Origin of the sequence: Nostoc sp. XA010, assembly GCF_020829625.1 — a bacterium.
Taxonomy (GTDB): Bacteria; Cyanobacteriota; Cyanobacteriia; order Cyanobacteriales; family Nostocaceae; genus Nostoc.
The window spans coordinates 209,389-231,275 of the sequence record NZ_JAIVFX010000005.1 but is presented as its reverse complement, the minus strand read 5'-3'; the positions used below and the strand labels follow the sequence as shown (position 1 = coordinate 231,275).

Genomic DNA, 21,887 nt, shown 5'->3' with positions numbered 1-21,887 from the left:
TTTAGAAAAAATTAGCAGTCAACCTTATAGATGCTGTATGGCTAGCTCCTGGTGCTAACACAGTCAGGTTATCACCAGTATTGAGAGAGTTACGGGTGGCACTCCACGGTTCTAGACAGTAGAATTCTTTGCCTTTGACTGTCCAAAATACCAGGTAGGTAGAGAAATCATCATAATCTAAAGTGAGTTTTAACTTCCGGCTGCCATCTATCGCAGTGGCCGATTTACTCGTTAGCTGTCCAAAGGCAAAATCAATTTCATCACGACTAAAGTCAAAATTGCCATCAAAAGTGTGAAATTCCTTAGTTTGATTGTCTTGATACTGCTTAGAAGGAATTTCAAGCTCTAGCTGAGTTTTATCACCACAGAGAAAGTAGGGATGGAAACCAGCCGAAAAAGGCATTGGTGTGGATGACAAGTTTTGATACTGCTGGCGGACTTCTAGGGTATTACCTTGAAGTTCGTAGGTGAAAGCCAGTTGAAAATCAAAAGGATAAACTGCCTTAGTTTGCTCATTGCTATTAAGAACGACAGTAAGACTAGCTTTATCTCCAGTTTCTTGTGCTGTTGCTTTCCAGGGCAATTCACGGGCAAAACCGTGTTGTTTGAGAGTATATTGTTGCCCGTTGTGAGTGTAAGTATTATCTGGTAGATTGCCACAAATAGGAAACAAAATTGGATTCCCACCTCTGACACTCAACTCAGGATGAGTAAAGCGTTCAGTGTCCAGGTAGAAAATTTCTTGCCCTTGAATGCGCCAACGAGTGATGATCCCACCGCGTTCTGGTACCACTTCCAACTGAGAACCAGCAGTCTCATCTGAAAGAATATAAGTCTTGTACTGTTGCTGTTGAACTGCAATACTAAACACAAATTTTAGTCCTGGGTATAAGGATAGTTAGGAGTTAGGAGTTGTGAGTTATGAGTTAAAAATTCCTAACTCCTAACTCCTAACTCCTAACTTTTAACTCCTAACTTTGTTACTCGTCTTCTGCAAACACGAAACGATATAACTCGCTGGGGTCTGGTTCGGGGCTGCTTTCGGCGAACTTAACGGCTTCGTCGATTACATCCTGAATTTTAAGGTCAACGGCTTTGATTTCTCCCGCATCTGCGAGATTTTGCTCCAGCAAATAAGCTGCCAACTTCTTAATTGGGTCACGGGCAAACCAAAATTCTTTCTCCGCCTTGCTTCGCATTTCATCAGGGTCAGCCAAGGAGTGACCCCGGAAGCGGTAGGTAAGCGCCTCAATTAATGTTGGCCCCTCACCTGCGCGGGCACGGGCTACAGCTTCTTGAGCCACGGCTCTGACTGCTAGTACATCCATGCCATCTACTTCCACGCCCACCATGTTAAACGCACTGGCTTTTTTATAAATCTCTGGCTGAGAAGTGGCTCGTTCGTGAGACATCCCAATGGCCCACTTATTATTTTCGACTACAAAAAGAATTGGCAGTTTCCATAAAGCTGCCATATTTAGCGTCTCAAAAAACTGACCGTTGTTAGCTGCACCGTCGCCAAAAAAGCAAGCTGTCACTTGGTCAGCATTTTTATCTCCCAGCACTTCGCGGCGGTATTTGCTTTGAAAAGCCGCTCCAGCTGCTACAGGAATTCCCTCAGCCACAAAAGCGTAGCCACCCAACAAGCGATGTTCGGCAGAAAACATGTGCATGGAACCACCGCGCCCTTTGCTGCAACCTGTGGCTTTGCCAAATAATTCTGCCATTACCTCTCTTGCTGGTACTCCCGCACTGAGAGCATGAACGTGGTCGCGGTAAGTACTACAAACGTAATCTTCACCCGGTCGCATTGACTGCACAACACCACTGCAAACGGCTTCTTGACCGTTGTACAAATGGACAAAACCAAACATTTTGCCCCTGTAGTACATTTCAGCGCATTTGTCTTCAAACAAGCGCCCTAACACCATATCCTCATACAACCGTAACCCTTCTTCTTTAGTAATGTGCGTAGTAGCAGGATTAAAAGTGGGTAAAGTACGCTCTTGAACCATTATTTTTGAGTATCCCTGTTGTACAACTTAAACTTACGGTCTTAAATAAGTTGGTCTGATAACACCTCAGCTTTTAACAGGCTAGCGTTTGCATGACTCAACAATCAAACTTTATTTATGCACCAAAAAAGGGTCTTAGGGAATAGCTGAATTTTTAATTTTTTGATTTTTAACTTTTCAGCCCATGTCCTATGAGGATTTAACTCTAAGGGCAACATCTGCCGCTTTGGGTTTTTATCTCTCACTATTCCCCTTCATAGACTAGCAATCAAGATAGACTGCTTTCTGCATATCCATTAACAATTTAAAAAAAAGGGGGCAAAAATCTATATACCCAAATAGGTAATTGTAATTAAAGGTAAATTATGATATTATTTGCTTCTCTAGTTATCAGGGTCAGACCTCCAATAGTGGTATTTTTGTTACCTCGTAGTGGGGAAAGTCCCAAAAAAAATCAATCATCAATAGATTCTTGCAACCACAACAATTATGCCGTGATTAAAAGCGGTAGTTGTGGTTTGTGCTATCGAAGGCTGATAATAGTTGTGTTAAACAAAAATACTAAGAATTAAGACAAACGATTGAGGCTTTCTAGGCGAAAGCAAAAAATTAGTACTACAATGTGACTCAAAATTTCGGGGAGGTACAAAACAAGTTGTTGCAATATACACTTGTAGAGTAAATTCTATACGGCATTGTTATGGCACGGTTTTACAGGCCTGGAAAGCTCTAGGTGAATTATGTTGATCACGGTGCAGGGGAAGTAGGCTGTGCGAATTCCGCTAGATTACTACCGAATTTTAGGACTACCGTTGGCGGCAAGTGATGAACAATTGCGGCAGGCATACAGCGATCGCATTGTACAATTGCCTCGACGTGAGTATTCTCAGGCAGCAATTTCTTCTCGTAAACAACTCATAGAAGAAGCTTACGTGGTTTTATCAGATCCAAAACAACGCAGTACCTACGATCATCTCTATCTTGCCCACGCCTATGACCCTGATAACCTTGCTGCTGCCGCAGTAGCAAAGGAAAATCGTCCAGAAAGCACCAAAAGGGGTAGCGATACCCAGAGTCTGGGTATCGAAATTAGCCAAGACGAATTAGTTGGCGCTTTGCTAATTTTGCAAGAGTTGGGCGAATACGAGCTTGTATTGAAACTAGGTCGTCCTTACCTGGTAAATAAAAATGGTGCTAAAAGTTTAATAAAAAGTAATAATTTAGCAGACGAAGAAATATACGAAAGCGCTGAACATCCAGATGTTGTTCTCACTGTTGCCCTTGCTTGTCTTGAATTAGGTCGTGAACAGTGGCAGCAAGGTCATTACGAAAATGCCGCCATATCCCTAGAAACTGGTCAAGAACTCCTAGTACGTGAAGGGTTGTTCACTAGTGTACAGGCAGAAATTCAGGCGGATCTTTACAAATTGCGACCATATCGAATTTTGGAGTTGTTGGCACTACCTCAAGAAAAAACTGCCGAACGACGCCAAGGCTTGGAATTATTGCAAAACCTTTTAGAAGATCGTGGTGGCATTGATGGCACGAACAGCGATGAATCGGGTTTAAATATAGATGACTTTCTGCGATTTATCCAGCAGTTACGCAACCACTTAACAGTTGCAGAACAGCACAAGTTATTTGAAGCCCAAAGCAAACGTCCTTCTGCTGTTGCCACTTACTTAGCTGTTTATGCCTTGATAGCACGGGGATTTGCTCAACGGCAACCTGCTTTAATTCGTCAAGCCAGGCAAATGCTCATGCGTCTGGGCAAACGCCAAGATGTACATTTAGAACAGTCGCTATGTGCATTACTTTTGGGACAAACTGAAGAAGCAACTCGTGTTTTAGAACTTAGTCAGGAGTACGAAGCTTTAGCTTTTATTCGGGAAAAATCTCAAGACTCTCCAGATTTATTACCGGGGCTGTGTCTATATGCAGAACAGTGGTTGCAACACGAAGTATTTCCCCATTTTAGAGATTTAGCAAACCAGCAAGCTTTCCTAAAAGATTACTTTGCTAACCAACAGGTACAAGCTTATTTAGAAGCACTGCCAACTGATGCAGAAACAACTAATGAATGGGCTGTAATTAATCCTCAATATTTTCCTCAGCCCAAGACAAATAATTCTCCTTTCCACAACAATTCAACTAGGACTTCAGGGCAATTTAATCACAGCAGAATACCTGACCCAGATTTGCCAAAAACACCAATAAAAGAAACATCCGAACATCTAAACTTCTCACCACCTATGTGGAATTCATCTGAAAGTGTAAAATCAGAGATTCCTGCTGCTGAACGGATGAGCAGAGGCACTAATCAGCATTTAAACGGTTCAGCTAAAAGTGCTGCACCCGTTCATAATCAAAAGCGTAGGCGGAGAAAACCTACTCAATCTACTATCCGAGAGCGTATACCAGATAATCGTCCTCATTCTCGTCGTCCCCGGCGGCGGCGAACTTTTGCTAACACCATAGAAGGGAAAACACGGCTGGTATGGAGAGTGTTTATTTCTTTGGTGAGCTTATTAGTTCTCTGGGTGGTAGCGACAACAACTTTTGGATGGTTAAAAAATCTGTTTTTCCCTACACCACCTATACGTGGTTCAGAGTTGTTTGTCGAGATAAATCAACCACCAATATCTATTCCTGATCCAATTAGTAAACCAGAATTAGCAGAAGGCCCTCTAACAAATGCAACAGCAGAGGAAGTGATTCGGGCTTGGTTATTAACCAAAGCTGAAGCTTTCGGGCCGAATCATGAAATTAATAATTTAGAGCAGATTTTAACTGGTTCAGTTTTGTCTCAATCGCGGCAGACTGCTCAAAAGTATAAATTAGAAAACCAATACTACAAGTACGACCATAGTCTGAAGATAGACTCTGTAGAGGAAAGTGATTTACTTGCAGATCGTGCCGTAGTGAAAGCTACGGTTAAGGAAGCAAAGCAGTTATATGAAAATGGTCAGTTTCAAAATTCTTCTAACGAGGATTTGCGAGTTCAATATGATTTAATTCGAGAACGAGGTAAATGGCGCATCCAGAGTATATCTGCTGTCAATCAGATAATTAGATAAGTTTGAATAAAGTTTACTATACTCTTCCTCGAAATCAATTGCAGCTTTTAGATGACCTTTTCCATAGTCTGGAAAATGGTTCTGCTTTGATGACTAACCTTAAACAAGGAGATTTAACTATTGAAACTTCAGTAGCTTTGAGTTGGAATAATTTCAAGCTTCAAAATCTGCTTCAACTTCTGAATCTCAAATAGTTTCCAATACACCTAACAAACTCTTCAACATCAAATAAGCAGAAGTCCCTCCTGGATCTGGATGTCCGATACTCCGTTCCCCCAGGTAGCTAGCCCGTCCCTTTTTCGCCTGCATTGGTATAGTTTCCTGCAACCCCGTTTGGGCTGCTGCTACAGCCTGTTGCATAGCTTCCAACGTCCCTTTACTTTCTCCTACAGCTTGCCCAAAAGCGGCTACAGCCGGAGATAGCACATCAACCATTGTTTTATCTCCTAGTTGCGCTTTGCCACGTTGCAGCACGCCATCTAAGCCTGCTTGGAGTAGCCCTAACACATCTTGTTCTGTTAATTCTTGCTTACCAACTACTGCTGTACTGGCTCGTAAAAACCAGGTGCCATAAAGAGGGCCACTCGCACCGCCAATAGAAGAAATCAAGGTCATACTGACGGTTTTGAGAATATTGCTGATGTCTTTGTCTGTAAGAGTTGGTAACTGAGCGCTTACCTTTTTGAAGCCGCGATCCATATTGACCCCATGATCTGCATCTCCGATCGCAGCGTCTAATTCTGTTAAATATGTTTTATTCTGCTCTATATCAGTTGCATAAGCCTGCAACCATTGTAATATCTGCGCTTGAGTCACCATATTAATTCGTAATTAGTTAAATTCCCCAGCGCCAACTTGGTGTTTTGACTGGTGCATCCCATAGGCGGATCATCTCGTCATCTAATTTCAGCAAGGTAATGGAGCAACCTTGCATTTCTAGAGATGTGATGTAAGGGCCTATCAAGTTTCGCACAATTTGCAATCCTTGCTGTTCGCAGATTTGGGCGAGTTTGCGGTAAACAATATACAGTTCGGAAATCGGAGTTCCACCCATACTATTGACAAAAGCTAACAGGCGATCGCCTTTGGCAAATGGGAGATTTGTTAGTTCTACATCTACCCATTCTCCTTTGTCTTCATCCCACTCGCGCAGTGTGCGGCTGTATGCTGCATCTTCAAGGAGCGATCGCGTCAAAATTTCGGTAATCTCGTCTACTGATTTGATAGCTGTACGTTCTGTTCCTGGCTCACCGTGAATACCGATGCCTAATTCAATTTCGCGATCGCTCAATTCAAATGTCGGCGTTCCATTAGCGGGCACTGTACAAGATGTTAGAGCAATTCCCATACTCCGCCCATTCAGATTTACCCGACGACATAAATTTTCTATTTGTAGCAAATCATACCCAGCTTCAGCCGCCGCGCCACAAATTTTCTCCGCTAGTATTGTTGTTCCCACACCCCGGCGTCCTTGGGTATAGAGACTATCTTTCACTGCTACATCGTCATCAATCAAAATATTTAGCGATCGAATGCCCTCACTACGGGCTAACTCCGTTGCCATTTCAAAGTTCATCACATCGCCACTGTAATTTTTGACGATATAAAGGATACCTGATCCTCCATCTACTTGTTTGGCTGCTTCTAGCATTTGGTCTGGAGTAGGTGAAGTGAAAACCTCACCAGGACAAGCTGCATCGAGCATTCCTCTGCCCACGAAGCCAGCGTGCATTGGTTCATGTCCACTGCCACCACCAGAAATAATTGCTACTTTACCCTGTATAGGTGCATCGGCTCGATAGACAAAAGCAGGATCATAATTCAGTTTAATTAAATCGGAATGAGCCGCCGCCATACCTTCTAGACTTTCCCGCACAAAGTCTTCCGGCTTGTTGATCAGCTTTTTCATAATCCGTGTTTGGTTAAAAGGGTGCTAAAACCCAGGTTATAGCGCTTCTGGTTTGTATGCAATAAAATCTGACCTCTCTCTAAATCTCTCTCCTTAAAAGCTACCGTGTACACACAAGTCTTTTAAAGTGGAGTGGCTGCACAGACTTTTAATCTCCCCAACCCCTCTTGAAAAGCAAAGCTGTTTCATTCCCTCAAAGGCTCAAAAAAGACTTGTGTTCTGAACGAAAGTCCTTATGTTCTGAACGAAAGCCCTCGTGTTCTGAACAAAAGCCCTCGTGTTCTGAACAAAAGCCCTCGTGTTCTGAACGAAAGCCCTCGTATTCTGAACGAAAGCCCTCGTGTTCTGAACGAAAGCCCTCATGTTCTGAACGAAAGCCCTCATGTTCTGAACGAAAGCCCTCATGTTCTGAACGAAAGCCCTCATGTTCTGAACGAAAGCCCTTGTGTTCTGAATGAAAGCCCTCGTGTTCTGAACGAAAGCCCTTGTGTTCTGAACGAAAGCACTTGTGTGTACACCGTAGCCTTAAAGGAGAGAGACTTTAAATTTTTCCCCTTCCGGCATTGGGAAAGGGATTAGGGGGTTAGGTTTTTCTTAAGTTTTGCCATATAACCGAATAATTATGAATTATTTGGTCAATTCAAAGATTCCATCAATTCAATACACTTGTGCATCTGCTGGCGTATGGTTTCCTTATCAGCATGAAACCTTCGCCCATGACCTGGTAGCACCCACTCAAAAGAGTAATTAGCCAAGTTACGCATTGATTTAGTCTGTTCTGACCAAGAATACCAGCAGGCATTGTGGAATGCAGCCAGTTGATGTAAGCTTTCTGACCAAGCGAGATGGTCGCCAGTAAACAGAAACTTATTTTTGTAGAGTAAAACAGTTTGTCCTTTGGTGTGACCGGGAACTGGGATGATTAATAAATATGGAGTCAAGGCAAATGGTTCGGAACCAGTTAGCTGTATTTCTACATTGCGAGTATCCGCAGTAATATCATCAACGTGGAGGATGCGATCGCACTGAAAATGCTCGGCAAACTTTTGATGATCTGCCACATCATCTTTATGAGTTAGGTACATATAACGAATTGACCCCACTTCTTCTAAACGCTTGACTAAAGGCGGCGTAAACCGGGGAGAATCCACCAAAAGATTACCTTCTGGAAGCTGAATTAAATAGCTAGCAGCACCGTAAGATTTTTCAGAATGATAGCCGCAGTGGTAAATATTTTCTGTTACTAATAGTGGAAAACTTTGTTGAACAGCTTTGATATCTTTTGGCTTTTCAACTGTGCCAATGGAACTGGTAGGACAAGCTAAAAGTGCTTGCAGTGCGGCTAATCTTTCCGCCTCATTCGATGGTTGATGATAAACAGCCGATTGATCATCTACATCATAAAATACTTCAGGAGCCATCCAGCGACAGGTATCACAATCAATACAGGTAGTATCTACATAAAAATCGCCGTTGACATTTTGGGGACGACGCTGATTTAAATGAGCCATATTAATCCTTTTGCTTCCAGGCGCTTACTGGGGAGCGATAAACCTTATATCCCTACGCTAGCAAAAGTAACTTGAGACTGTAGCCGTCACTAGAAAAAAATCTGCTCAAAAATATTAAGACTCGTGAAACTCAGTAAGCAGAAATTGGGAAAACTGAACATAGACACTATCTGTTGATATATTCCCAAATATGCTTTACTGTTCTAATTCCAGTTGTTCAAATCCCTTTAACCCTGATGACAATAAGTTTTGCATTAAGTGTGGACAAACACTCACACCATTATTCAGAAATCGTTTCCGGGTAATACGACTTTTGGGTGAGGGTGGATTTAGCAGAACTTATGAAGCCAGGGATGTAGATAAGAGAGACGAACCTTGCGTAATTAAGCAATTTGTTCCTCAATTTGAAGGAACGGCTGCACTTGAGAAAGCAACAGAGTTATTTAAGCAAGAGGCGAAGCGTCTGTATGATTTGGGAGAACATCCACAAATTCCCCGTTTGATTGCTTATTTTGAACAGGATAAGCGGCTTTATTTGGTCCAAGAGTTGATTCAGGGGCAGAATTTATTACAAGAATTACAGCAGCAGGGAGCCTTTAGCGAAGAAAAGATAAAACAGCTTTTAACTGATTTATTACCTATCCTGAAGTTTATCCATGAACGCGGTGTAATTCATCGAGACATTAAGCCAGAAAATATCATGCGTCGTCTGGATGGCAAGCTAATATTAATTGATTTTGGTGTTTCTAAACAAATTACAAAAACTTTTGTAGGTGTTGGCACAACAGTAGGAACGCCTGGATATACACCATTAGAACAAATGCGTGGTCAAGTTTTCCCTGCAAGCGACCTTTATAGTTTGGGTGTCACTTGTATTCGGCTATTAACCCAATGTTTACCACAAATAGATACTTGTGATGAACTTTATGATGCACTCAAAGGTTCCTGGGTTTGGAGAGAACGCTTGCCCCAAGGTCAAAGTGTTACTCCTCAATTGGGACAAGTTTTAGATAAGTTGATTCAGAATTATGTGAAAGAACGCTATCAATCTATAGATGAGATATTAAAAGATTATTGTAATGATTTGCCACCCGAATCGAATATAGAATTAAAACTTTTACCTTTTTCAATAGTTGGTACTTGGTCTGGCAAATCCAGAAGTCGAAACCATATATTTGTTACTCTCTGTATTGCTAAACAGGATGGGAACTCATTTGATGGAAATTTAAATGTTAGAGATGTAGGTTTAGGCTGGACTTATCGCATTAAAATCAAGGGAACAATTAATCCTAAAACAAGTGAGGTCATTATTCAAGAAGATGACGTTTACTCAGAGCATTGGTGGTGGAAATGGGAAAAGGGAATAAGTGAAGCAAAAATTTCTGCCGATGGTAACGGAATTTTTGGCAAACGGAAGACTTCAGCACAGTCAGATGATTTTTTTCTTCTACGAATAGATCACGAACAGATGTTAATTAGTTTGCTAGAAGCAGGTAAGTGGAAAGATGCTGATCGAGTAACTGGCACACTGATGTTGAAAATATCTTGTCAAGAACAAGATGGCTGGCTTAACTCAGAGAGTATCAAAAGATTCCCCTGCCAAGATATTATTAAGATTAATGAACTTTGGCTAAAGTATAGCAACGGGCGTTTTGGCTTTAGTGTTCAAAGAGAAATTTGGTTAAAATTAGATTGTGATTGGATTAAAGTAGGCGATCGCTTAGGTTGGCGTGTCAATAATTGCTGGAAAGAATATTCTGAACTTACTTTTAGTATTGATGCACCAGAAGGAGCATTTCCTACTTTTTGGGGTGGAGAGGGAAGAAAGTTGATATTTGGTTATTCAGGCGCTTGGGAAGATTTTTTGGCTCTTATCAGGAGTTGTAAATTGTAAAATTTAGTAGTTAAGGAAAGATTCACTATGACTGAAATTGTATTTATCGTTGAAGATGATCCTAATGGTGGTTATACAGCAGTAGCTCTAACCGAGTCAATTTTTACTCAGGCTGACGATATAGAAACACTACGCGAAATGATTCGTGATGCGGTTCACTGTCATTTTCCTAATGAAGAAAATCGTCCCCGAAGAATCTTACTTAAATAATAAGATATTAAAAATTTTCAGTTTTGGATTTTAAGTTTTAGAGATATGTAGGCGTAGCCCGTCGTAGACATCGCTGTTCTCAATTTACAATAATTACATCCCAGAGGATTAGCTATGAAATGGCGCGTGATTCTTGAATCAGACCTAGAAACAGGCGATTGGGCTGTATGGTGTCCAGAGTTACCTGGCTGTACTTCAGCAGGAGAAACTGAAGAAGAAGCTTTAGAAAATATTAAAGAAGCAATTCAATTGTATTTACAACCAGAATCAATTGAGTTAGCCCCTGGTGCGATCGCACGAGAGATTATTGTCTCATGAGCGACCGTATTCGGCGCATGACATCTAGAGAAGTTGAAACTATCCTGAGACAATATGGATTTCAATTAATTTCTCAAAAAGGTAGCCACCGCAAATGGAGAAGTGAAGACCTGGGACTACAAGTAATTGTCCCTGAACATCGAGGGCGCACTTTACCTATCGGTACATTACGGAGTATCTTTCAAGGGGCGAAAATTCCTGAATCTGACTGGAAATGTTGATATGCGATCGCGCCCCTTTACCAAACGCGATCGCTAAATTTTGCATCCCCTATCCAATAAAATGCAGATGATTACTCACCGCACTAATTAAATTATGGGTAACGGGAAGACTATCAACTACCATCCCCAGACACAACAGCATCATGTAAGAGATGGAAAAGAGAAACAACTCTTTAGCTACAGCGCGATCCTCTGGATTGTGCAACAACCGCCAAGATTTGTGGATAAATAATCCTCCCAGAATTAGGGCGATCGCAGCATAAAGAATTCCACTCGCGCCCAAGGGATAAACCAATAACACGGTTGCAAATACTGTTACCAGCGTATAGTACCAAATCTGCTTTACAGTTGCCGTAGTACCTTCAATCACAGGTAACATTGGTATCCCAACTTTTGCGTAGTCATCTTTAATCATCAGAGCTAGCGCCCAGAAATGGGGTGGTGTCCACAAAAAGACGATGGCAAAAATTAACCATGCTGACCAGCTTAATGTCCCCGTGACAGCAGCCCAACCCACTAAAGCCGGAATTGCCCCAGCCGCACCACCAACAACGATATTCTGAGGGGTGTGGCGTTTTAGCCAGTGGGTATAAACCAAAATATAAAAGACGATGCCAGAGAAGGCTAGCAGGGCAGCTAGCAAGTTGGCAAATACTGCTAGGAGTGTAAAAGAAATCGTTGCTAGTGCGATCGCAAAAATTAGAGCATCGCGCGGTTGAACCTTACCGGATGGCATCGGACGATGGCGCGTCCGCTCCATGTCATAATCAATATCCCGGTCATAGACACAGTTAATCGTCTGGGCGCTTGCAGCAGCCAAAGTGCCACCAGTGAGAGTTACTAGCAACAGCAATGGATCTACTTCACCCTTAGCAGCAATCCACATACTCCCAGCCGTAGTAATCAAAAGCAACGGAATAATCCGAGGCTTGGTTAGCTGGTAGTAACTTTGAATTACCTGTAAAAATGTTCCGTGGTGGCGAGAGACATTAGTCTCGATCATTTTGGCTCTGGTTCCTTATTTTTCAACAACTTATATGCAGCCCCCGCTCAAGCTGGCTCTTTTAGGCAAACGAAAACACAGATTTTCTGCACCTGCATGGGTCGCAATACTCGCCGTTGCGGCTTTCGTCGTTTAGTGGAGAGTGGGGAGCAGGGGGAGATTAAGGAGAAGAACCAATGCTCAATGCCCAATGCCCAATGCCCCATTCCCTACCCAGCACTTAACACGGGCTAAACGCCCCGCTACCGCTAACGTGAATCAGCACTTACTGAGTCACGCAGTGCAAGAACTGTGAAAACCACCAAAGTACCCAGCAAAGTAGCTCCTATAGCTTGGTGAGAGACGGTGAGAGGCTCAACTTGGAGATGTAATTTGAAAGTGGCGAATCCCAACAAGATTTGTAAGGTTAACAACCCACCAGCTATATTTGCCAGTCGCCGTAAGGCTGGATGTAGTGCTGGTGTCCGCCAACAGATAAATACCATTGCCAAGGTTGCCACTGTTGGCGGCACCAAACCAGCAATATGGCTGTACATTACAGTACAAAGTTGAGAACCGCCGAGGCATTGGTGTAGCGCCCAGCGAGAGCCTACCAAAGCACCTAGCAGACTTTGCAGGTAAACCAGAATAGCGGCAGTTAAACCGACCCAAGGCAACTTACCAACGGTTCCATTTCCCTGATAGGGCGTGAGCGCCGTGCCGATAATCAGCAGGGTGCAAAAAAATAACAGCGCCGTTCCTAAATGAGCGGTAACGATATCAAACCGCAACAGTTCGGTAACGGTGAGTCCCCCCAAGATGCCTTGGAAGACGATTAAAAACAGGGCGAATGTTGATGCCCAAGGTAGCCATTTGGGTAAGAAACGACGATGCCACCAGGACAAACCAAAGAGTGCGATCGCGCTTACACCAATTAAAGCTGCATCCAATCTGTGAAACCACTCCAAAAACACTTGGAGATTCATTTGCTTGGCTGGCACTAGTTCGCCATAGCATAAAGGCCAGTCTGGGCAAGCAAGTCCAGCATTCATTACGCGGGTGGCGCTGCCTATTGCCATCAAAATTAAGGTGGCTATGCATATTTTCCACACCAAGCGACGAATCATTTCCTTGGGTTTTTGCTGCTGAAGCGCCGCTTCATTTTGTTGTTGTAGGACAAATTCGCTCATGAAGGATACCTTCTGCCCGCTCTTGGTGGATCTCTTAAAATTTTCAATTTTCTTTTAGTGTCCCATCTCCACCCTAGCGTATAGGCTAAGGGTTTATAGATTAGCACTCACTTATACTTTGAATCACTCCAGAAAAGTTTTGCCTGAAGCTTTAGGTATTTTTCAAGATGTGAAAAATTGATTAATCACAATTAATTTAAACATTCTAAATTTTTCCTTAAGTTTTTCTACTGATTTTCGGCGAAGGCACAAGGAAATAATTATGAATCAAAACTTTAATTTTGGGTATAAAACCCAGCCGTTAAATCCCATGCTTTTAAATACATCTGGGTTACTCCTACCTCCTGCCTTCTCCCTTCTCTACGAGACGCTCCGCGAAGACGCTAGCCTCTCCCTTTGGGAGAAGGGGAGACGCTAAAAGCGATCTGCCTCCTGATAGTCACCTTGTACCCAAAATTAGTAAAATAGTTAAAAAAATTAATAAAATTTTCAGACCTTTGTACTCTATGCCTTCCAGCCTAGACTACCTTAGTAAGGGAGCAGCTTTAAGATAACGTAGTAAATTCAATTAAGTAAGCCGTGAAGATTCCAAGTTCAATCTGGACATTACTCATTGGCATCGTGCTAACGCTCGCCAGCTTTTGGTACGGTCAAAATCACGGGCTGTTGCCAGCAGCAGCAACGGATGAAGCCGAATTAGTTGATGGTCTGTTCAACGCGATGATGATCATTTCTACAGGTATATTCCTACTCGTAGAAGGTATTTTAATTTACTCTGCATTTAAATACCGTCGGCGTGCAGGTGACAATGAAGACGGCCCACCAGTTGAGGGCAATGTACCTCTAGAAATTCTCTGGACGGCGATCCCAGCAATTATCGTTATCGGTATTTCTGTTTATAGCTTTGATGTCTACAACGAAATCGGTGGCTTTGATCCCCATGCTATCCATCAAGCGCCGATGATGAATCAGGAGTCAATGGCAATGCCTGGAAGTGCTATGGCGGCAACTTTAAGTGATACTCCTCCTAGCACCGAACCCAACCTCAATCAAGAAAAATCTGATGAGGCAATGCAAGACCCAGCTACGGCAGCAGTTCGTAATGCTGACCAGATTCCCCAACTGCGGAATGCTCCAGGTGTCGGTAGTGTTGCCCCGACAATTGGGGGAACTCCTGATAAAGCAGGCAAACCAGCAGGATTACAGGTCAATGTCACAGGTCTACAATATGCTTGGATTTTCACTTATCCTGAAACTGGTATAACTACAGGTGAAATGCACGTCCCCATCGGGCGTGAAGTGGAAATAAATATGACAGCCAACGATGTCATCCATGCTTTTTGGGTGCCAGAGTTCCGCCTGAAACAAGATGCGATTCCCGGTAGGCAAAGCGAGATTCGCTTCACCCCCAAAAAAGCAGGAGATTATGTCCTAGTCTGTGCTGAACTTTGTGGCCCCTACCACGGTGCGATGAGAGCAACAGTAGTCGTTGAGCCAGAAGAAGCCTTTGACAAATGGATGCAAGAACAGCTAGTTGCTAGCAAAGAAACACTAAATCAAGCCGTTGCTATTAACCCTGCGAATCTATCCCCAAATGAATTTCTCGCTCCTTACACCAAGGACATGGGAATTAAACCAGAAATCCTCCATCAAGTTCACCATTAGTCAATATGTTATTTAGTCAAAATCCAATGACTAACGACTAATGACTAATGACTAATGACTAACGACTATGACACAAGCTCAGTTGCAAGAAACTGCCAATATCCCCGCCCTTAGTGAGGAACCAGGGGTCAGAAAATGGCAAGACTTCTTTGGCTTTCAAACCGACCATAAGGTGATTGGGATTCAATACCTAGTCACTTCGTTTATTTTCTACTGCATTGGCGGCGTAATGGCTGACTTGGTTCGCACAGAACTGCGAACTCCAGAGGTAGATTTTGTTACCCCCGAAGTCTACAACAGTCTGTTTACACTGCACGCCACGATCATGATTTTCTTGTGGATCGTGCCAACCGGGGCAGGGTTTGCTAACTATCTAATTCCCCTGATGATTGGGGCAAAAGATATGGCATTTCCTCGCCTGAATGCTGTTGCCTTTTGGATGATCCCCCCTGCGGGTATATTGCTGATCGCCAGTTTAGCGGTAGGCGATGCACCGGATGCAGGTTGGACTTCCTACCCTCCCCTGAGTTTGGTAACAGGACAAGTGGGGCAAGGCATTTGGATTATGAGTGTCTTGCTGCTGGGTACATCATCTATTTTGGGGGCGATAAATTTCCTGGTAACATTGCTGAAGATGCGTATCCCCGGCATGGGCGTTCATCAAATGCCCTTGTTCTGCTGGGCAATGTTCGCCACTTCGGCGCTAGTTTTGGTATCAACCCCAGTCCTCGCAGCAGGTCTAATTCTCCTTGCCTTTGACTTAATTGCTGGGACAACATTTTTTAACCCAACTGGCGGTGGCGACCCAGTAGTATACCAGCACATGTTCTGGTTTTACTCCCACCCTGCGGTTTACATCATGATTTTGCCCTTCTTTGGCGCAATTTCAGAAATTATCCCCGTGCATTCCCGCAAGCCGATTTTTGGCTATAAAGCGATCGCTTATTCATCTCTTGCAATCAGCTTTTTGGGGCTAATTGTTTGGGCGCACCACATGTTTACCAGTGGTATCCCCGGTTGGTTGCGGATGTTCTTCATGATCACTACCATGATCATTGCCGTACCCACGGGAATTAAAATTTTCAGTTGGTTAGCAACAATGTGGGGTGGAAAAATCCAGCTTAACAGCGCCATGCTGTTCGCCATCGGCTTTGTTGGCACTTTTGTAATCGGCGGGATCAGTGGCGTGATGTTGGCAGCAGTGCCTTTTGATATTCACGTTCACGATACTTATTTTGTGGTGGCTCACTTGCACTACGTCCTATTTGGCGGTAGTGTGCTGGGGATTTTTGCAGGCATTTACCACTGGTTCCCGAAAATGACGGGCCGGATGATAAATGAATTTTGGGGTAAGGTTCACTTTGCCTTGACCATTGTGGGTTTAAACATGACCTTCTTACCCATGCACAAGCTGGGTCTAATGGGCATGAATCGCCGTATTGCCCAATATGACCCCAAATTCACCACGCTGAACGAAATTTGCACGTATGGTTCTTATATACTCGCAATTTCGACATTCCCCTTCATCATCAATGCCATTTGGAGTTGGTTATACGGCGAGAAAGCTGGTAATAATCCTTGGAGAGCATTGACCTTAGAGTGGATGACGACATCACCACCTGCGATCGAGAATTTTGATCAAACTCCAGTACTGGCTACAGGCCCCTACGACTACGGCTTGGAAAGGGCTAACGAAGATGTACCTTTGTCTGATCCCAATCCAGTCTTGTCTGGTGGCCCGAACTCAGTATTAAGAGCAAAACCCGATCCAGCAGTTGCTGCTAATCCCGAAGACCGGAAATAGAGTTAGGAATGATGAGTTTAATAAAGTTATTAGTTAAAAATTTTTAACTAATAACTTTTAACTTCTAACTTCTAACTCCTAACTCCTAACTCCTAACTTTTAACTCCCCATTCCCCACTTATCAAAATTCATGCAAAGTCAAACTATTGACCCAGCTAAAACCGAACTAAATCATCACCACGCGGCGGAAGCCTCCGTCGGTCATCACGAAGAACATCCAGATCATCGCCTGTTTGGGCTAATTGTCTTCCTGATTGCTGAAGGGATGATTTTTATGGGGTTGTTCGGAGCCTACTTAGCTTTCCGTGCTACCTTACCTGCGTGGCCACCAGCAGGGACTCCAGAATTAGAACTATTGTTACCCGGAGTGAACACCATCAATCTGATTTCTAGTAGTTTTGTCATGCACAATGCTGACACTGCTATCAAAAAGAACGATACGCGGGGGGCACAAATCTGGTTAGCAATTACGGCGGCGATGGGTGCTATTTTCTTGGTGGGTCAAGTATATGAATATACCCATTTGGAATTTGGTTTAACTACCAATTTATTTGCCAGTGCATTTTATGTTTTGACTGGTTTCCACGGATTGCACGTTACCATCGGCGTTTTAGCAATTGTTGCCGTGTTGTGGCGATCGCGCGTTCCGGGTCACTACAGTAACGAAAAGCACTTTGGCATTGAAGCAGCCGAAATCTACTGGCACTTCGTTGATGTAATTTGGATTATTCTGTTCGGATTACTGTATCTACTGTGAGTATTAATTATTAGTTGTTCATTCCACGCGGACAACTTAATAGGCCCCCATTAGGGGGCTTTTTTGATTAATAGAATACTACCGTTGCAGCTAACTAACTACCCTAAAATCACATTATTTTATCTATTGGCTGGCAGCAAAATCTAAATTAGGACTGTTTCTAAAAGGCTAGATATCTAAGAAGTTATCTAAAACATTTTTTTATAAAACAGTTTTCTCCTTGACCTAGCAAGAGCTACAAAAAATATATTAAAATCAGCGTAGACTTTTCCTACTATGAGTTTTGCTAAATGCAACTGAGTTATTGCAAGTCATAGAGCCGCGAATAAAAGGTGAGAAAGGTCGGAAAAGTTGCATGTTTTGTAGAAACTATTGAATAAACCTAAAAAATTGACAAGTTACACCTATTTTACGTAAAAACTCATCATTCGATATTTACCTTAAAAGCTTACTTGTTCTTGCTCTTTTTTAGTTTTGTCGAACTTGTGTTGATATTACAACGCGATCGCAGTTAATAATGGCTAAAATCTGGTAACAAAATTTTGGTAGACACTGTAAAGATACTTGTGCCTTTAAATGCCACTGTCCCCGATTTTGTCAGCAATCAGACCCAATTTAAAATTAATCTCTTGACTCTTGAATATTGTCATCTGCCGATAGTTATAACTCCTGTGGACTAGTATTAAATTTACATAAATGATAAAATTATAGAACTATTACAGAAATAAATTTTTATATTAAGATACCCATATAGGGTATGAAATCAACCAATCATGGGGTTAAGCATAAAACTGCTCAAAAGCATAAGTCGCCTGAGAAGCTGACTGGCTCAAATAGCAACAAATTTAGCGGCAGGTGTTCATAACCTCACCCAAGCTCTAAATGGTCAGTAAATTCACAAGTAGTATACGCCACATGAGCCAGAACCCTTTAGTTAGAAAAAAACTCCGGAGTCGCTTTGAGACAGTCAAACTGCTAGAAAGCGGAGGATCTGGTAATACTTACTTGTTATCAGGTGGTAGACGTAAAAAACATCAATACTCTCTGGCTAGAAAAACACTTCGGAATCGCTTTGAGATTGTCAAACACTTAGGAAGTGGTGGTTCTGGTGATACCTACTTAGCTTTAGACCTAGATTTACCAGGACAACCCCATTGTGTCGTCAAACATTTCCACCCAAAAGATACCAATCCTGCTGTTCTACCCATCGCTAAAAGCCTATTTGATCGGGAAGCGGAAGTTTTATACCAGCTAGGCAACGATCACGACCAGATTCCTAGACTATTTGCCCATTTTAATGAAGATGGGGATTTCTATTTAGTTCAGGAGTTTATTGATGGTCATGCATTGACTCAAGAAATTTTACCGGGTCAGCGTCTCAGCGAAAATGTAGTCTTAAATTTATTAAAAGACATCTTAGAAGTCTTGTCTTTCGTCCACCAAAATGACATTATTCACCGGGATATTAAGCCCCAAAATTTAATGCGGCGGCACTCCGATCAGAAAATTGTGCTAATTGACTTTGGGAGTATTAAGAAAATTGGTGCTTTAGGAGCAGGCTTAACAATTTCTGTTGGGACTCCTGGCTATATGCCAAGCGAACAGGCTAAAGGAAAGCCAAAACTTTGCAGCGATATTTATGCAGTAGGAATGATTGGCATTCAAGCTTTGACAGGTTTAATACCTGAGCAACTACAAGAAGATCCCAATACCGGAGAACTTCTCTGGCGCGATCAGGCACAGGTAAGCGACGCTCTGGCAAATATTTTAGATACAATGGTTTGCGATCGCTATAGCCAGCGTTACCAATCCGCCGCAGAAGCTTTGCAAGCGCTTAATTCTGATGTGGCATTGTCAGAGTCCTTACAATCTACTGCCATAAACCAAGATACTGATGATAGCCATTTTCTAAGTTATAAAAATTTTATTTTGCTATTGGGAATAGGGCTTGGTGCTATCACTAGTTTGATAGTAGTAGTTTTAATGTATACATTTATTAATACAGGTACATCACCTCCAAACCAACCTACTCAATTAAATAATTTTAGACAAAAATTGCTTGAGCCACGGTTCACTAATTATTAAGGTCAATCGCCAAGTAGCTAAATCACTAGCTAACAGAGGAGTCTATAAAAGCAATTCTACCATTGCAAAGACTACCAAAGAGGAAATTGAGCCTTACTACATCAGAAAGACTTAATCATTTCCCCGCAATCATAAAATTCCCTATTAACTGGCTTATTGCAGATTTGTTCTTAACCTAAATACTTATAGATTCCTGTAGGATAAATAGAATAAACAACATTTAAAGATATGGACAATACAAATCAAAGAAAAGCTTTAATTAACGGTGAACTTGGCCTCTTTCTTAGAGGTTTGATTATTGGGAAAGTGCTGACACTTATGGTTATTGGCGGACTGCTTTGGTGGTTACTGAAGCCGAATTTATTGTCCCGCAATAGCGCTAATTCCTCTAATCAAAATTTAAACAGCCTCTCTAGTACTGCATCAACTTTTCAGACAGTTACTGATGTCCCCAATGCCTCATTTAACTACGGAGGCAGTACAGCTTGGGCATCTATCCGGCAATTGGTAGATTCTCAGATCCAGAGCGATCGCCCGGAATTACAATTACGCTATGTAAACCCTGTTAGTGGTAGCCCTGGTTCTAGCTCAGGTATTCGGATGTTACTTGATGGGAAACTAGACTTTGCTCAATCCTCCCGTCCCCTGACAGATGAAGAACAAGCGATCGCAAAAGAGCGAGGCTTCACCCTTGAGCAACGTCAAGTGGGTATGGATGGAGTAGCAGTAGTAGTCAACCCATCACTCAATGTGCCTGGTTTAACTGTTGACCAGTTACAGCAGATTTATTTGGGGAAAATTACTAACTGGAATCAAGTAGGTGGGCCAAATCTACCCATTACACCTTTGTCTCAACGGCCAGAGGACGCAGATACAGTAATATTTCCTAGCAACAGCAACTTGAAGGGGCAAGCATTTGGCTCTAATGTGCAGTATGTCTACTCTAGTACAGAGGCAGTGCGCCAACTCAGTAAAACTCCTGGTAGTGTCTATTACGCTTCTGCCCGTTCAGTATTACCTCAATGTAGTGTGAAGGCTTTGCCATTGGGTAACACTTCTGGTCAGCTAATTGCCCCCTACCGCGAACCTCTGGTATCACCTGAGCAATGTCTACGTCAGCGCAACCAGCTAAATACTCAGGCTATAAAAGATGGTAGCTATCCCTTGATCGCTAACTTGTATGTGATTATTAAGCAGAATAAAAATCGGGAACAGCAGATTGGAGATGCTTATGCCAAGCTTTTATTAACTGATGAGGGACAAAGGGCAATTGAGCAAGCTGGTTTCGTCGCAGTTCGCTAGTACAGCGATGTCTACGACGGGCTACGCCTACGCATTTTCCACTACAGATTATTCAGATCCCCGACTTCTTTAAGAAGTCGGGGATCTTGGGGAAGCGATGCCTACGGCGGTAAACTACGCACCATTCACATGTATTTATCATCAAGTTAAAAATATTTACATTCATTCGACAGCATAAGAAGTAAATTGGCGTTTAAAAGGAGAATGGAACCCAATGACGATATCAGAAGGGGGTACACCTAATTCAACCAATCGTTCAGCAACAGACTCTTCTGTACCGTTATACTGAATCCATATTTTTCCATTTTGAATATCAAAATGCATGACCGGGCCAAATACCCGCTTATCTCCTTGCCAGCCAACGTAAGCTAATTGATAATGGTCGTTTTCGCTATCAATAATTAGTTGTGAATTGACTGTATCCGTGTTATTTATAATTTCTGCATGTTTTGTCAATATTTGTTTTATTAGTTGTCGATAATGTTTTATCTTATCCATTGCCGAATCTCCTCCTGTCTGGGATCATAGACTATTAATTTAACTTGGTAACGTTGAAGACCACGTTGGACGAAGGGGAGTTGAAAAAAATTTTGATAGGTTTCGCTAGGGACAGCTAAATATAGGATTCTGTCAGCTTCTTGTTCTTCGAGAGCTTGGCAATAATTGAGATATTGTCCGAGTGCAGTATGAAATTCACTGATGTCTGAATCTGCAATAAAACTTTTAATTTCGACAGCTATTTTCTCTGTATTACGTTCTGCGGCAATGGCATTTTCAGCCGCTAAATCTATTTGTAGTTTAATTGCTTCACTAATACGAATTGTGAAAGGATCGTGAGTAATTATCCACCCATCTTTAATTAGTGCTTTTTTTACCTGTTGATGGAAAACGTCTTTAGCCATTTTGCTATCTCTAGATTGGAGTCAGCTTAACCCAAAATAATGTTT

The 21,887-nt window shown here is 42.4% G+C and carries 19 protein-coding genes; 10 read left to right on the top strand and 9 right to left on the bottom strand.

Translation table 11 applies throughout. From position 1 onward, the window contains the following. Position 1: 1 nt before the first annotated feature. Positions 2-871, bottom strand: coding sequence for an aldose epimerase (locus LC608_RS10260; RefSeq protein WP_229553433.1), 870 nt, complete (start codon positions 869-871; stop codon positions 2-4). Positions 872-980: 109 nt separating this feature from the next. Continuing rightward, positions 981-2,015, bottom strand: a complete 1,035-nt coding sequence (gene pdhA / locus LC608_RS10255) for a pyruvate dehydrogenase (acetyl-transferring) E1 component subunit alpha (RefSeq protein WP_229553432.1) — start codon at positions 2,013-2,015, stop codon at positions 981-983. Between the two features lie 770 nt (positions 2,016-2,785). On the opposite strand from pdhA, the gene LC608_RS10250 reads away from it, so the two are divergent. Further along, the gene (locus LC608_RS10250) at positions 2,786-5,092 is read left to right on the top strand and encodes an IMS domain-containing protein (protein WP_229553431.1); all 2,307 of its coding nucleotides are present in this window, start codon (positions 2,786-2,788) and stop codon (positions 5,090-5,092) included. Positions 5,093-5,278: 186 nt separating this feature from the next. On the opposite strand, the gene dhaL is transcribed toward LC608_RS10250, so the two are convergent. From dhaL to LC608_RS10235, 3 genes are all read right to left on the bottom strand, one after another. Further along, positions 5,279-5,911, bottom strand: coding sequence for a dihydroxyacetone kinase subunit DhaL (gene dhaL / locus LC608_RS10245; RefSeq protein WP_229553430.1), 633 nt, complete (start codon positions 5,909-5,911; stop codon positions 5,279-5,281). 16 nt (positions 5,912-5,927) lie between these two features. Then, a complete protein-coding gene (gene dhaK / locus LC608_RS10240) occupies positions 5,928-7,001 on the bottom strand; it encodes a dihydroxyacetone kinase subunit DhaK (protein ID WP_229553429.1) in 1,074 nt (357 codons plus the stop codon). 635 nt (positions 7,002-7,636) lie between these two features. Further along, complete coding sequence (locus LC608_RS10235; RefSeq protein ID WP_229553428.1) at positions 7,637-8,512, bottom strand: MBL fold metallo-hydrolase; 876 nt, start codon at positions 8,510-8,512, stop codon at positions 7,637-7,639. 190 nt (positions 8,513-8,702) lie between these two features. On the opposite strand from LC608_RS10235, the gene LC608_RS10230 reads away from it, so the two are divergent. The 4 genes from LC608_RS10230 to LC608_RS10215 all read left to right on the top strand — a co-directional run bounded on the left by LC608_RS10230 (position 8,703) and on the right by LC608_RS10215 (position 11,155). Further along, positions 8,703-10,406, top strand: coding sequence for a serine/threonine-protein kinase (locus LC608_RS10230; RefSeq protein ID WP_229553427.1), 1,704 nt, complete (start codon positions 8,703-8,705; stop codon positions 10,404-10,406). 27 nt (positions 10,407-10,433) lie between these two features. Beyond that, positions 10,434-10,616, top strand: a complete 183-nt coding sequence (locus LC608_RS10225) for a 2-oxoisovalerate dehydrogenase E1 subunit beta (RefSeq protein ID WP_229553426.1) — start codon at positions 10,434-10,436, stop codon at positions 10,614-10,616. Between the two features lie 114 nt (positions 10,617-10,730). Next, on the top strand, positions 10,731-10,934 hold the full coding sequence (locus LC608_RS10220) for a type II toxin-antitoxin system HicB family antitoxin (protein ID WP_229485462.1): 204 nt from the start codon (positions 10,731-10,733) through the stop codon (positions 10,932-10,934). Further along, positions 10,931-11,155 carry a type II toxin-antitoxin system HicA family toxin gene (locus tag LC608_RS10215; protein WP_229553425.1) on the top strand — a complete coding sequence of 75 codons (225 nt, stop codon included), beginning with the start codon at positions 10,931-10,933 and terminating at the stop codon, positions 11,153-11,155. The genes LC608_RS10220 and LC608_RS10215 overlap by 4 nt, the downstream gene beginning before the upstream one ends. 49 nt (positions 11,156-11,204) lie before the next feature. Here LC608_RS10215 and LC608_RS10210 read toward each other — a convergent pair whose 3' ends face one another. Both LC608_RS10210 and LC608_RS10205 read right to left on the bottom strand, forming a co-directional pair. Beyond that, a complete protein-coding gene (locus tag LC608_RS10210; RefSeq protein ID WP_229553424.1) occupies positions 11,205-12,158 on the bottom strand; it encodes a heme o synthase in 954 nt (317 codons plus the stop codon). Between the two features lie 248 nt (positions 12,159-12,406). Further along, on the bottom strand, positions 12,407-13,327 hold the full coding sequence (locus LC608_RS10205) for a heme A synthase (protein WP_229553423.1): 921 nt from the start codon (positions 13,325-13,327) through the stop codon (positions 12,407-12,409). 579 nt (positions 13,328-13,906) lie between these two features. Here LC608_RS10205 and LC608_RS10200 point away from each other — a divergent pair. The 5 genes from LC608_RS10200 (at position 13,907) to LC608_RS10180 (ending at position 20,940) form a co-directional block, all read left to right on the top strand. Further along, the gene (locus LC608_RS10200; RefSeq protein ID WP_229553422.1) at positions 13,907-14,992 is read left to right on the top strand and encodes a cytochrome c oxidase subunit II; all 1,086 of its coding nucleotides are present in this window, start codon (positions 13,907-13,909) and stop codon (positions 14,990-14,992) included. A gap of 67 nt (positions 14,993-15,059) precedes the next feature. Then, a complete protein-coding gene (gene ctaD, locus LC608_RS10195) occupies positions 15,060-16,796 on the top strand; it encodes a cytochrome c oxidase subunit I (protein WP_229553421.1) in 1,737 nt (578 codons plus the stop codon). 130 nt (positions 16,797-16,926) lie between these two features. Further along, complete coding sequence (locus tag LC608_RS10190) at positions 16,927-17,553, top strand: heme-copper oxidase subunit III (protein ID WP_229553420.1); 627 nt, start codon at positions 16,927-16,929, stop codon at positions 17,551-17,553. 915 nt (positions 17,554-18,468) lie between these two features. After that, a complete protein-coding gene (locus LC608_RS10185; protein ID WP_229553419.1) occupies positions 18,469-19,638 on the top strand; it encodes a serine/threonine-protein kinase in 1,170 nt (389 codons plus the stop codon). Between the two features lie 228 nt (positions 19,639-19,866). Further along, entirely contained in the window at positions 19,867-20,940 is a 1,074-nt protein-coding gene (locus tag LC608_RS10180; RefSeq protein ID WP_229553418.1) for a PstS family phosphate ABC transporter substrate-binding protein, read from the top strand. A 162-nt stretch (positions 20,941-21,102) separates the two neighbouring features. Here the strand turns inward: LC608_RS10180 and LC608_RS10175 are convergent, their stop codons facing one another. Next, the gene (locus LC608_RS10175) at positions 21,103-21,438 is read right to left on the bottom strand and encodes a XisI protein (RefSeq protein ID WP_229553417.1); all 336 of its coding nucleotides are present in this window, start codon (positions 21,436-21,438) and stop codon (positions 21,103-21,105) included. After that, a complete protein-coding gene (locus tag LC608_RS10170; protein ID WP_229553416.1) occupies positions 21,426-21,842 on the bottom strand; it encodes a XisH family protein in 417 nt (138 codons plus the stop codon). The genes LC608_RS10175 and LC608_RS10170 overlap by 13 nt, the downstream gene beginning before the upstream one ends. Between the last annotated feature and the right edge of the window lie 45 nt (positions 21,843-21,887).